General features: G+C 65.3%; 9 protein-coding genes and 1 pseudogene. 7 read left to right on the top strand and 3 right to left on the bottom strand.

The genetic code is table 11. The features are described 5' to 3' along the window. From QZY06_RS00675 to QZY06_RS00645, 7 genes and pseudogenes are all read left to right on the top strand, one after another. Window positions 1-811, top strand: a pseudogene (locus tag QZY06_RS00675) (NADP oxidoreductase); the annotation flags it as partial. Window positions 812-854: 43 nt separating this feature from the next. Continuing rightward, complete coding sequence (locus QZY06_RS00670; RefSeq protein ID WP_295678883.1) at window positions 855-1,667, top strand: enoyl-CoA hydratase/isomerase family protein; 813 nt, start codon at window positions 855-857, stop codon at window positions 1,665-1,667. A 20-nt stretch (window positions 1,668-1,687) separates the two neighbouring features. Next, window positions 1,688-2,152 (top strand): thioesterase family protein, encoded by a 465-nt coding sequence (locus QZY06_RS00665; protein ID WP_295678880.1) that lies wholly within the window; start codon window positions 1,688-1,690, stop codon window positions 2,150-2,152. Next, window positions 2,149-2,925, top strand: coding sequence for an SDR family NAD(P)-dependent oxidoreductase (locus QZY06_RS00660; RefSeq protein WP_295678877.1), 777 nt, complete (start codon window positions 2,149-2,151; stop codon window positions 2,923-2,925). Before QZY06_RS00665 ends, QZY06_RS00660 begins: the two co-directional genes overlap by 4 nt. 10 nt (window positions 2,926-2,935) lie before the next feature. Beyond that, window positions 2,936-4,093, top strand: coding sequence for a CaiB/BaiF CoA-transferase family protein (locus QZY06_RS00655; RefSeq protein ID WP_295678874.1), 1,158 nt, complete (start codon window positions 2,936-2,938; stop codon window positions 4,091-4,093). A gap of 106 nt (window positions 4,094-4,199) precedes the next feature. Further along, window positions 4,200-5,321, top strand: a complete 1,122-nt coding sequence (locus QZY06_RS00650; RefSeq protein ID WP_295678871.1) for an alkane 1-monooxygenase — start codon at window positions 4,200-4,202, stop codon at window positions 5,319-5,321. Between the two features lie 2 nt (window positions 5,322-5,323). Further along, window positions 5,324-6,889 carry a long-chain-fatty-acid--CoA ligase gene (locus QZY06_RS00645; protein ID WP_295678869.1) on the top strand — a complete coding sequence of 522 codons (1,566 nt, stop codon included), beginning with the start codon at window positions 5,324-5,326 and terminating at the stop codon, window positions 6,887-6,889. 26 nt (window positions 6,890-6,915) lie between these two features. Here QZY06_RS00645 and pbpG read toward each other — a convergent pair whose 3' ends face one another. The 3 genes from pbpG to QZY06_RS00630 all read right to left on the bottom strand — a co-directional run bounded on the left by pbpG (window position 6,916) and on the right by QZY06_RS00630 (window position 12,706). Further along, window positions 6,916-7,971, bottom strand: coding sequence for a D-alanyl-D-alanine endopeptidase (gene pbpG, locus QZY06_RS00640; RefSeq protein WP_295678866.1), 1,056 nt, complete (start codon window positions 7,969-7,971; stop codon window positions 6,916-6,918). A gap of 158 nt (window positions 7,972-8,129) precedes the next feature. Then, window positions 8,130-10,316 (bottom strand): PQQ-dependent dehydrogenase, methanol/ethanol family, encoded by a 2,187-nt coding sequence (locus QZY06_RS00635; RefSeq protein ID WP_295678862.1) that lies wholly within the window; start codon window positions 10,314-10,316, stop codon window positions 8,130-8,132. Window positions 10,317-10,450: 134 nt separating this feature from the next. Further along, window positions 10,451-12,706: an OPT family oligopeptide transporter gene (locus QZY06_RS00630; protein WP_295678859.1), complete on the bottom strand. Its 2,256-nt coding sequence runs from the start codon at window positions 12,704-12,706 to the stop codon at window positions 10,451-10,453. Window positions 12,707-12,845 lie beyond the last annotated feature (139 nt).

Here is a 12,845-nt window from a genome sequence, read left to right as displayed (position 1 = left end):
TGCGCTGGAAGCGCTGTCGCGCAGCCAGATTCGCGAGGTAGTGGTTCTGGGCCGTCGCGGTCCGCAGGATGCAGCGTTCAATTTTCCGGAGCTCGAAGAACTGGGCGAGCTGCCGGATACCGCGATCGTCGTCGAAGACTTGGCGGCGGCGGAATCGGTGCTGGCAACCGGGCAGGACGGTGATCTGAAGATGCGCATCCTCAGAGCACTCATCACCCAGCATCGCAGCGGCAGCCGCCGCATCGTGCTGCGCTTCAACACCCTGCCGATCGCCGTGATCGGTACCCAGGCCGTCGAAGGCTTGCGGGTGGCATCCAGGCTCGCGAACGATTCCTCGAACGAGGTGCTGGAAACCGGCCTGCTGCTGGCTGCGGTCGGCTATCGCGGCCAGGCGCTCCCGGGCCTGCCTTTCGACGACACGAACGGCGTGGTGCCCAGCCAGGACGGACGCGTGATGCAAGGCAATGCGCCGCTGCCCGGTTCCTACGTGACCGGCTGGATACGCCGCGGCCCGCGCGGAATCATCGGCAGCAACAAGAAATGCGCACGTGACTGCGTGGCCTCGCTGCTCGCCGATGCCGATGCCGGCTTGCTGCCGCGCGCAGGCACGCTGGACGGCCGCGAAGTCCTGGCCAGGCTGCGCGAGCGGTACTCCGTTACTTCCTACGCCGACTGGCAGCGCATCGACCAGGCCGAACGCCGCGCTGGCGCCGAAGCCGGCAGGCCGCGCGTCAAGCTGACCACGATCGATACCTTGATGAATGCCACGCGAGTTGCAGACGCGCGCGTCGTCGAAGCTGCCACGCCATGAATCGCATTTCCCACGTCGAAAATCCCAGCACGAACCGCCAACCATGACCGCCAAGATCCTCTACGAAAAAGACGGCGAGATCGCGCGGATCACGTTCAATCGCCCCGAGCGCAAGAACGCCATCGACCTCGAGATGCATCACCGGCTCGGCGAGATCTGGCGCGATTTCCGCGATGACCCGGAACTGAGAGTCGCGATCATCACCGGCACCGGCGATGCCTTCTGCGCCGGTGCCGATCTGAAAACCCACGTGCCGGAATGGGACGGCGTCGGCCCCAGCCTCGGCCGCGACAAGTTGCTCGACGGCTTCGCCGGCGGCATCACTCGCGGCGTGCACCGCATCTACAAGCCGATCATCGCTGCCTGCAACGGCTGGGTGCTTGGCGGCGGTCTGGAGCTGGCGATGGCCTGCGATATCCGCATCGCCTCCGAGCGCGCCCAGTTCGGTTCCTTCGAACTGCGCCGCGGCATGCACCCGGCCGATGGCGGCATCGTTCGCCTGGTCAACACCTGCGGTGTCGGCATCGCGCTGGAGATGGAGCTGACCGGCGAGCCGATCGATGCCCAGCGCGCGCTGGCCTGCAACATGGTGTCGAAGGTGGTGCCGCACGACGAGCTGATGGCGGCGACCGAGGACATGGTCGCGCGCATCCTGCGCAACGATCGCCGTGCAGTGGAATCGGCGAAGGAAACCATCTTCGAAGTGATCGGCCGCACGCTCGACGAGCAGCTGAAAGTGGAATGCCTGTACGGCTACGCGCTGTGCGGCGGCAATCCGGAACTGAACCGGCGCTCGCAGGAATTCCTCGACAAGAAGGACAAGGGCCGGGTCGGCGTCAACGCCAGCCCGCTCTGAAGATGACTTCGAGCAAAGCCGTGAGCGATCCGCTCAACGCGCCGCAGCTGAAACAGCGCGCCGCGTACAGCCACTGGGTTCGGGAGCATGTGCGCTGGTCGGACACCGACATGGCCGGCCACGCCAACAACCTGGTCTACGGCGCGTTCGCCGAGACCGGCCGGGCGATCCTGCTGCGCCGCTTCATGGCCGCGGATGCCGACCCGCGCGCACTGCTGGTGCTAGCCGAGTTCCGCATCAAGTTCCTGAGCGAGGCTCACTGGCCGGCCGAGGTCGACGTCGGCACCGGCGTGTCGGCCATCGGCACCCGTTCCTGCCGCATGGTGCAGGGCATGTTCATCGGCGAGCGCTGTATCTCGGTCGCCGAATCGGTGCTGGTGCTGGTCGACGAAGGCACCCGCCGTTCCAGCGACATTCCCCCAGCCATCCGCAGCCTGCTGCTGGAACATACCCTCATCGCAGCCCCTGAGCCCCTTGCCTCATGAGCCTGAAACCGATTTCCGAATGCGGCGTCGTCGTCCTCGGCGGCACTGCCGGCGTCGGCTGGGAAACCGCCGCGCAGTTCGCTGAGCAGGGCGCACGCGTGCTGATCCTTGGCCGCAACGATGAGCGTGGCGCTGCTGCCTGCGCGAAGCTGTTGGAGCGCGTACCGGGTGCCGATGTCGGCTTCGTCAGGGTCGACGCGACGATCGCCACCGAAGCCGTGCGCGCCGAAGCCGAGTGCCGCCAGCGGCTAGTCGCGATCGACGTGCTGGTCTGCACCACCGGACCCAGCGCACCGCCCCGGCTGATGCACAACATCCCGATCGACGACCTCCAGCAGCGCATCGAGGAAATCATGCTGCCGCCGCTGCACATGGTGCACGCGACGCTGCCGGGCATGCGGGCGCAACGCGCTGGCGCCATCGTCGTGGTGGCCTCCGATGCCGGCAAGATTCCGACGCCGGGCGAAACCATGGTCGGCTCGGCGATGGGCGCGATCCTGACCTACTGCAAGACCGCGGCCCTGGAGTGCAAGCGCGAGAACGTGCGCATCAATCTGCTGACGCCCTCGCTGATCGCCGGCACACCGGGTGCGCAGCTGATCTTCAACGAACCGTTCAGTGCCAAGATGTTCGAGAAAGCCTCTGCAATGGCGCATCTCGGCGTTGCCGATTGTGCCGACCAGGCTTCGATGATCGTCTACCTCGCCAGTCCGGCCGCGCGCCGGATGACCGGCCAGGCGATCAGCATCAATGGCGGCATCTCGGTCGCGTGATGCCCCAACCATGAACGGCCCACTGCAAGGCTTTCGCATCATCGAACTGGCCGGCCTCGGCCCAGGTCCTTTCGCCGCTGCGCTGCTCGCCGATTTCGGCGCCGATGTGCTGCGCATCGAACGACCGTCAGCGGTGCGCGGTGTCGGCGAACTGCCGCTGCGTTACGACTTCTACAACCGCAACAAGCGCTCGGTCGCGATCGATCTGAAACATCCGGATGGCATTGCCACGGTGCTCGATCTCGTCGAAAAGGCTGATGTGCTGATCGAAGGCTATCGGCCCGGCGTCACCGAGCGACTGGGCCTGGGGCCTGAAATCTGTCTCGCTCGCAATCCGAAGCTGGTCTACGGCCGGATGACCGGCTGGGGCCAGACCGGGCCGCTGGCCAAGACTGTCGGCCACGACATCAACTACCTGGCGCTGACCGGCGCGCTGCACAGTATCGGCCCGGCGGAACAACCGCTGCCGCCGCTGAATCTGGTCGCCGATCTTGGTGGCGGCGCGATGTATCTCGCGGTCGGCATCCTCGCGGCGGCGATGGAAGCGCGCCAGTCCGGACGCGGCCAGGTCGTCGACGCGGCGATCATCGACGGCGTCAGCAATCTGATGTCGGCGTTCCAGGCGCTGCGCCATCACGGCAGCTGGCAGGCCGAACGCGGCAGCAACTTCATCGACGGCGGCGCGCACTTCTACGGCACCTACGAGACTCAGGACGGCAAGTTCGTTGCCGTCGGCGCATTGGAGCCGCCGTTCTATACGGCACTGCTCGATGGCATGGGCTTGAGCAATGAAGCGCTGCCCGAGCAATACGACCGTCAGCACTGGCCAGCGATGCGTGCCCGCTTCGCGACCGTCTTCAAGACCCGCACCCGCGAGCATTGGGTGACGGAGATGGCCAATCGCGACGCCTGCCTGTCGCCGGTGCTGGACATCGACGAAGCGCCGCTGCATCCGCAGATGCAGGCGCGCGGCAACTTCACCGAATTCGATGGCACCGTCTATCCACAACCGGCACCGCGCTTCGGGCGCACGCCGGCCAGCCTGCAGCGGCCGCCACCGGCAGCCGGCCAGCACAGTCGCGAGGTGCTGCTCGAATGGGGCTTGAGCGATACGCAGGTCACGGCGCTGCTCAGCGCCGGCGCCGTGCATCAGAGCGGAGACCGTTGAACCCGTAACCAGCAACGACACCTGTCGACTGTCACCCGATTGCAAATCGTGACGGCGACTCGCCACCGGCAACACCGGCCACGTGCAGGCCGGAAGAGGAGCAGCAATGAACGACTATCTGAAGTTCTACATCCCGTTTGGCATCGTCGCCGTCGCTACCCTGGGTTTCGTGCTTGGCGGCCATTGGGTCTGGCTCGGCATCGCCACCTTTCCGCTGCTCGCCGTCTTCGACACCTTGCTGCCGAAGAACATGCGCAGGCGACAGATGAGCAGCCAGTTCTGGGCGACGCTGCCGGTCTGGCTCGCTTCGATCGGCTCTCTGGTGATCTACATCGTGGCCGCCTGGCGTTTGTCGACGGATACGCTGAGCAGCTGGCAGATCGCCGGCAGCATCTTTTCGCTGATGTGGATCTCGGTGGTGCCCGGCGGTCCGGCCGCGCACGAGCTCTGGCACATGCGCCATCGGCCGTCGCGGATGCTTGGCCACCTGACCCAGATCTGCATGTTTGACGGCCTGCGCGACATCGGCCATGTCGCCGGTCATCACATCGACGTCTGCACCCCGAAGGATGGCGACACCGCGCCGCGCGGCCAGAACCTGTACTGGTTCGCGCTGCACGAGCTGTTCGTCAGCGCCAGCATCTGCATCGGTCTGGAGAACCGCTCGCTGCGCGCACGCGGCTACAGCGCCCTGAACTGGCGCAACCGCTTCTGGCGTTTCGCACTGGCGCAGCTCGTGTTCCAGGGCCTGATCTTCTCGATCGCAGGCTGGCAGGGCGTGGCGGTGGCAGTCACCGCGATGCTCGCGGCAAGGGTCTGGGTGGAGTCGTTCAACTACTTCCAGCACTACGGGCTGATCCGCATCGAAGGCGCGGCCATCGGTCATCGTCATGTCTGGAATCACATGAGCGAGCTGTCGAGAGTCGCTTCGTTCGAGATCACCAATCACGCCGGCCATCATCAGGATTCCTACCAGCCGTACCACAAGCTGGCGCCGCATCAGGATGCGATCCCGATGCCGAGCCTGTTCATCTGCTTCTTCGCCGCACTGGTTCCGCCGATCTGGCACGAGCGCATCATCAAGCCGGCACTGAAGCGCTGGGATCTCGAATTCGCGACGCCCGAAGAGCGGGTGCTGGCCCGCGAACAGAACCGCCGTGCCGGCTGGCCGGACTGGATCGGTGAAGCCGGCGAACAAGCCGGACGTGCCAAGACCGTGGGCTGCTGAGCATGTGGCTGCCGCAGGAGATCCGCACGCTCGGCGATATCCCGCGCCACTACGCGCGGGTGATGCCGGAAGCGCCGGCGCTGATCGATGGCCGCGGCGCGATGTCCTGGGCCGAACTCGATGCCCGCTCGAACCGGGTCGCGAATCTCTTGCTGTCGCTGGGCGTCCAGCCCGGCGACCGCATCGCCCAGCTCGGCAAGAACAGCCTCGGCTACTTCGAACTGCTGTTCGGCGCCAACCGCATCGATGCCGCGCTGCTGCCGCTCAACTGGCGGCTGGCGGCGCCGGAGATGGCGGCGATTATCGAGGATGCCGAGCCGCGCCTGCTGATCGCCGATCGCGAGTACGCGAACATCGCAGCGCTTGCCGTTGCCGGCAGCGGCAAGGCCTGCCGGATCGTGATCTTCGATTCGCTCGATACCTCGGCGAACAGCGAATGGAAAACGCTGTGCGCGCAAGCCAGCGACGCCGATCCCGGCGTCGACGTGAACCCGTGGCATACGTCGATCCTGATGTACACCTCGGGCACCACCGGCAAGCCCAAGGGCGTGCAGCTGTCGCATCAGGGACAGCTCTATCTAAGGCTCTGCGAGCATCTGGAACCCTCGTTCCGGTATGCCCCGAACGACGTGATGCTCACCGTCATGCCGCTGTTCCATGCGATGGGCATCAGCCTGTCGCTGCAGGCGCTGTACAGCGGCGTGACCGTGGCCGTGTTCGCGATGCCCGATCCGGGCGAACTGATCCGCCTGATCGCCACCATCCGCCCCACCGTGCTGCCACTGGTGCCGACGGTGATCCAGATGCTGCTCGATCATCCGCAGGCGGCGAGTGCGGACTACCGCTCCGTTCGCACCGTGATCTATGCCGGTGCCGGCATTGGCCAGCATCTGCTGGGCCGCGCACTGCGGGCGCTCAGCTGCGAGTTCATCCAGTTCTACGGCGCCACCGAAACCGCTTGCGGCGTGACCTTCCTGCGGCCGGCGCAGCATCAACTCGATGACGCAGCCGCCCTCGCCTCCTGCGGCAGCACGCTGCCGCAGATCGAGATCAGGGTGATGGATGCGGAAGGACGCGAAGTGCCGAACGGTTCAGTCGGCGAGTTCTGGATCCGCTCGCCCTCGCTCAGCACCGGCTACTACCGACAGCCCGAGCTGACGGCGGCTGCGTTCAAGGACGGCTGGTATCGCTCCGGTGACGCCGGCTTCCGCGATGCGCGCGGCCTGCTGACCATCGTCGACCGGGTCAAGGACATGATCATCAGCGGTGGCGAGAACGTGTACTCCACCGAAGTCGAACAGGCGCTGCTGAAGCTGCATGGCGTGCAGCTCTGCGCCGCAATAGGGCTGCCCGATGCGAAGTGGGGCGAGCGGGTCGTCGCCGTGATCGTCGCCGATCCTGCTGCCGGCCTGACCGCCGACAAGGTCATCGCCCACTGCCGTGAATTGATCGCCGGCTACAAGCTGCCGAAGCAGATCGAGTTTGTTACCGCGCTGCCGATGACCCCGAGCGGCAAGGTGACCAAGCGGGCGCTACGAGAGCAGCTGCTCGACAGCCTCTCAAGCTGACCGGGCGCGGACCCGGACGGCAGCGGTCAGGAAGAAGACGCTGCTGTCGCCGTGGCCATCGGTCCCGGCTGATTCGGTGCCTTGGCTTCGAGGGCCAGGCGCCGGCGCACGCGCGCCGCATCGGCGTAGCGGGTCAGTGTGCCGTTGGAGTCGAGGAAGATCATCGCCAGATGGCGGCCTTCGACGGTGACATGCATCACCAGACAACGACCGGCTTCGTTGGTGAAGCCAGTCTTCTGCAGATCGATGTTCCAGTCGCCCGCGGCGCGCACCAGACGATTGGTGTTGCCGAAGGTCAGCGTGCGGCCGTTGGTGTGGACGGTGCTTTCCAGTTGCGTCGTGTGGCTGCGCATCAGCGGCTGGGCGCGAGCAGCGATCAGCAGGCGATGCAGGTCACGCGCAGTGGAGACACTGCGATTGGACAGGCCAGCCGGATCGGCGAAATGGGTCGAGTTCATGCCCAGCGACTTCGCTTTCAGGTTCATCGCCGCGATGAAGGCTTCACGACCGCCCGGATAGTTACGGCTCAGCGCCATTGCCGCGCGATTCTCGGACGACATCAGCGCCAGCAGCAGCATCTCGTCGCGGGTCAGCTGAGAGCCGACGGCGAGCCGCGAATAGGTGTGCCTTTCGGTATCGACGTCGGCGCTGCTGATCTCCAGCACCTCCTCCATCGGCAGCTTGGCGTCGATCACCACCAGGCCGGTCATCAGCTTGGTCAGCGAGGCGATCGGCAGCACGACATCGGGATTCTTCAAGGCCACCGCTTCGCCGCTGTCTTCATCGATGACCAGCGCTGCGTTCGACTTCAGCACCAGATCGCTGGTCGCGGCCTTGGCCTTGGCTTTCGCAACGGCCTTGCGCTTGGCCGGAGCGACTTTCGCTTGAGTCTTTGCCGAAACCTTGGCGACAGCTTTGGACTGGGCTTTGGGCTGGGCTTTCGACTGCGGCGCTTTGGCGCGCTCTGCGGCGGTAGCGGCCTGGGCCGGAATTGCGCAGGCGGCCCAGATCAGCGGCAGGACCAGAATGAGCCCGAGAGCAAGCTTGCGCGGCGCCGGCCGGGCGGAGGAAAGAGTGTTCACTAGGGGATTAAGACCTGAGCCTAGGTTGATGATTCGCAAACCTTATCAACTTGCGAGGCCGCTTGTCTTTCACGTTGGTTCGCCGGTTGCTGCCGTGCGTCGGCCGCCAGCACCTTCAGGGTGCTGGCGGCCTTGCAGCAGAGCAATTACGTGCAATCTCACTTCGCGCTGGCAGCTCCCTCAACCGGGCTGCCGAGCGCCTGTTTCAGGGCGTGCGAGCGCTCGATGATGTACTGATGGATCGCTTCGACCTCTTCCGGATTGAAGCGGCCAGCGAATGACGGCATGCCGCGATCCGACTTCGCGCCGGCGACGATGCCGGCGAAGATCGCGTGCTTTTCCGGCGTCAGATAGCGCAGATCGGGAATGACGCCGCCGCCGACGGCGTTGAGTCCGTGGCACTGCGCGCAGTTGTTGATGAACAGATCGGCGCCACGGGCCAGCGTCTTCGCGTCGGCCTTCACTTCCTGCAGTTCAGGCAAGGGCACGGCATCGTTCTTCGGCGCCGGCAGGCTCGCGGTGCCGCCGATCTTGAAGGTCAGCACCCGCGCTTCCGGACGAACCTTGGCGTAGTTGGAGATCGCGCCGCCGATCAGCGGGAACACGCCGCCCCAGCCGGCCATCACGGTGACGTACTGCTCGCCATCGACTTCATAGCTCATCGGCCCGGCCATGACGCCGGAATTGGCCGGCGATTCCCAGAGCTTCTCGCCCTTGTCCGCCGAGTAGGCAACGACGCGGCCATCGGCCGTGCCCTGGAACACCAGATTGCCAGCCGTCGCCAAGGTGCCGCCGTTCCAGATGTTGGTATATGCCTGGCTCCAGACTTGCTTCTGGGCTACCGGATCCCAGGCAATCAGCTTGCCCTTCAGCGACGCGGCGATCTGTTCGATGACCTTCGGATCAGCCGGGATCGGCAGATCGCCACCGATGTTCCAGACGCCTTCGCGATTGTCGAAACTCGGCTCCTTGTGCGGCGCCATCATCGAAGCCACTTCCTGCGCCGGGATGTAGACCAGACCGGTCTTCGGGCTGAACGACATCGGCTGCCAGTTGTGCGCGCCGAACGGGCCGGGGGCAACGACTTTCGCCTCCTTGCTCCAGTCGGCAACCTTCTGATCGACCACTGGCCGGCCGGTCTTCAGATCGATGTGCGTGGCCCAGGTGGCCGGCGCGAATTTCTCGGCCGACAGCAGCTTGCCGTCCTTGCGATCGAGGACATAGAAGAAGCCGTTCTTCGGCGCATGCAGCAGCACCTTGCGCAGCTGGCCATCGAGGGTGATGTCGGCCAGGATGATGTTGGCGCAGGCGTCGTAGTCCCAGTTGTCGTTCGGCGTTTCCTGGTAGTGCCAGGCGTACTCGCCGGTCTCGGCCTTGACTGCGACGATCGACGAGATGAACAGGTTGTCGCCGTTCGGCTCGTCGCGTTCCAGCTTGTTCCAGGACACGCCGTTGCCGGTGCCGAAATAGATCAGATCGGTCTCCGGGTCATAGGCGATGGTGTTCCAGACGGTGCCGCCGCCGCCCTGCTTCCAGTACTGCTGGCCGGTCCAGGTCTTGCGCGCCATGGTGATCGCCGGGCTTTCGTCCGGCTTCGCCGGATCACCCGGCACGGTGTAGAAGCGCCAGGCCAGCTTGCCGGTGGCGGTGTCGAACGCGGAGATGTAGCCGCGGGCGTTGTACTCGGCGCCGCCGCTGCCGACCAGCACCAGATTCTTGACCAGCAGCGGCGCGCCGGTCAGCGCGAAGGTGCGACCGGAACCGTCCTTGGCATCGACTTCCCAGGCCTTGGTGCCGTCCTTGGCGTTGATCGCGATGACTCGGCCATCGAAGGCAGCGACGTAGACCTTGCCCTGACCGATCGCCACACCACGATTGACCACGTCGCAGCAGGCGTTGCCGGACTTCGAGCGCTGCACCTCGGGGTCGTACTTCCACAGCTGCTCGCCGGTCTTGGCGTTGATCGCGTAGACGATGCTGTAGGCGCCGGTGGTGTACATCACGCCATCGACGACGACAGGTGTCGCTTCCGCACCGCGATCGATGTCGACCTTGTAGCTCCAGGCCAGACCCAGCTTGGCGACGTTGCCGGCGTTGACCTTCTCCAGCGGGCTGTAGCGCTGCTCGTTGTAGGTGCGGCCGGTGCTCAACCAGTTGCCGGGCTCGCTGTCACCTGCGGCGATGCGTGCGGTGTCGACTATTTTCGACTCGGCCGCCGCTGCCGGTTCGGCTGCCGGAGCGGAGGTATTGCGCTGGCAGCCGACGCCGAACGCGACAAGACCGACGAGGGCCAGCTTCGACAAGGCCAGTTTCAGCAAACGATTGCGCATGAGGATGTTGTTCATCGTGAGGCGAGTCTTGGTCCGTGGAGATCGAGCGGCAGGGCCGCGAGCAACGACATTATCGCAGTGCAGAACAGCAGACCCAAGGCGGATGCGCACTTATCGTTCTTGACCAGCGCCGAGGGAACACACTTGAGTCAGGCTTTCGGCGGCGGCCTGACAGCCTCCCTGCCCGCCCAATACAACACCACGATCAGCAAGGCATACGGCAGCACCGAAAACAGGTCTGCGTTTGCGCCTTCGAAGAACGGATTGTGGGACGTCGACCAGTCGGTGATGAAGCTATCGAAGTCGCTCAGCACGCCGGCGGTGAAGGCGATGATGATGCCGGCCAGCGCACCCCCGGCGATGTAACCGGAGGCCATCAGCACACCCGGACTGCGATCCCCGGCCGCATTCCGTTCGTCGGCCGTGGCGTTGCGGTGTTCGGCCTGCCGGTTGCGGCGGCGATCGACTGCCCAGCGCACCATGCCGCCGACGAAGATCGGCATCGACGATGACAGCGGCAGATAGACGCCGACCGCGAACGCCAGAGACGGCACGCCGGACATTTCCAGCACCAGCGCAATCATCACCCCGAACAGCACCAGCGCCCAGGGCAGCTGCCGATCGAGAATGCCCTTGATGATGTAGGACATCAGCACCGCCTTGGGCGCATCGTACTTGCGCACTTCGCTGCCATCCGGCCGCTGCTTGTAGCTGCCGTTGATGCCCGGATCGACCAGGTAGACGACCTTGCCCTGATCATCGACCAGATACTTCCCGGCCGGGCCGCCGGCGAGATCGGTCTTGTGCCAGACCCGATAGCGGTGCGCATCCTGAGCCGCCTGAGGGCCCTGCAGGGTCGCGGTCTCGGTGAGCGGCGCAGCATCGGTGCTCAAGCCCGGCGCCACCTGCGCGATCGGCACGTAGACGGTAGCGGCATCGTTGAGCTTGATCAGGATCGGCCCGAGCATCAGCGCCGAAGCGAGCGCGCCGAACAGGATCGCGTACTGCTGCAGGCGCGGCGTGCCGCCGACCAGATAGCCGGTCTTCAGATCCTGCGAGGTGGTGCCGGCGTTGCTGGAGGCAATGCAGACGATCGCGCCGACCGAAAGTGCTGTGACGTAGTACGGCCCGCCGGTCCAGCCGACCAGCAGGAAGATCAGGCAGGTGAACAGCAGGGTCGCCACGGTCATGCCGGAAATCGGATTGCTCGACGAACCGATCTCGCCGGTCAGCTGCGAAGACACGGTGGAGAACAGGAAGCCGAACACCAGGATCAGCAGCGCGCCGAGCAGGTTCATGTGCAGCGGTGTCGCCAGCATGATGGCGACGACCAGCAGCAGCGAGCCGATCAGCACCCACTTCATCGGAATGTCCTGATCGGTGCGCTTGCTGCGCATGCTGTTCTGGCCGACACCTGCGCCGCCGAAGCTCCGCAGCGCGTCGCGCAGGCTGAGCCAGATCATCGGTATCGCCCTGATCAGACTGACGATGCCACCGGCCGCCACTGCCCCGGCGCCGACGTACAGCACGTAGGCGCCGCGGATGTCGTCCGGGCTCATGTCGCGGATCAGCTTGACGCCGGGCGCCAGCGGCACGGTCAGCGCATCGCCGAAGAAGGCGATCATCGGGATCAGCAGCAGATAGGCCAGCACGCCGCCGGCACACATCAGTGCGGCGATCCTCGGCCCGATGATGTAGCCGACGCCAAGCAATTCGGGGGAGATCTCACAGCTGACCGAGCCCGCCTTCAGCGGCGCGCCGAAGACATGCTCGGGCACATCCTTCCAGCCCTTGAAGGCGACGTTCAGCGCCTTGTACAGCAGGCCGATGCCGAAGCCCGCGAAGATGATTCCGGCGCGGCTGGCATTGGCGCTGCTGTCATCAGCGCTGCCCTTCGATAACTCCGACGCCTTCAGCACTTCGGCACAGGCGGTGCCTTCCGGATACTTCAGCGTCTCGTGCTGGGCGACGATCAAGCTGCGCCGCAGCGGAATCATCATCAGGATGCCGAGCAGCCCGCCGAGCACGCCGACCAGCAGCACCCTCAGGATGTCGAGATCGAAGCCGAGAATCAGGATCGCCGGCAGGGTCACGCCCAGACCAAAGGCGATCGATTCGCCGGCCGAGCCCGCGGTCTGGACGATGTTGTTTTCGAGGATCGTCGAATCACGGCCGCCGGCTTTCGAAACCAGGCGGAACAGGGTGATCGCGATCACCGCCACCGGGATCGAGGCACTCACCGTCAGCCCGACCTTGAGCACCAGATACAGCGAGGAAGCGCCGAAAACCATGCCGAGCAAGGTGCCGAGTACCACGGCGCGCACCGTGAACTCGGCGATCTGCCGGTCTGCCGCGATGAAAGGCTCGGGGGCTGTCACGGGAACCTTGTCGGGCAGGCTGGACACTGAATGGAACTCCGATTCTGGGGGCGAGACCGGGTGAGCAAATGACGCGCCATCCGATCCATCCCGGCAGAATGCCGCAGCCGTGACCACCGCATCCACAACTGGCAAGCCAGCCCGCCCCGCGAAGCCCCGAGCGAAA

The sequence above is a fragment of the uncultured Nevskia sp. genome, from assembly GCF_903885465.1.
In the GTDB taxonomy this organism is placed as follows: domain Bacteria; phylum Pseudomonadota; class Gammaproteobacteria; order Nevskiales; family Nevskiaceae; genus Nevskia.
This window is presented reverse-complemented; position numbering and strand designations above follow the sequence as displayed.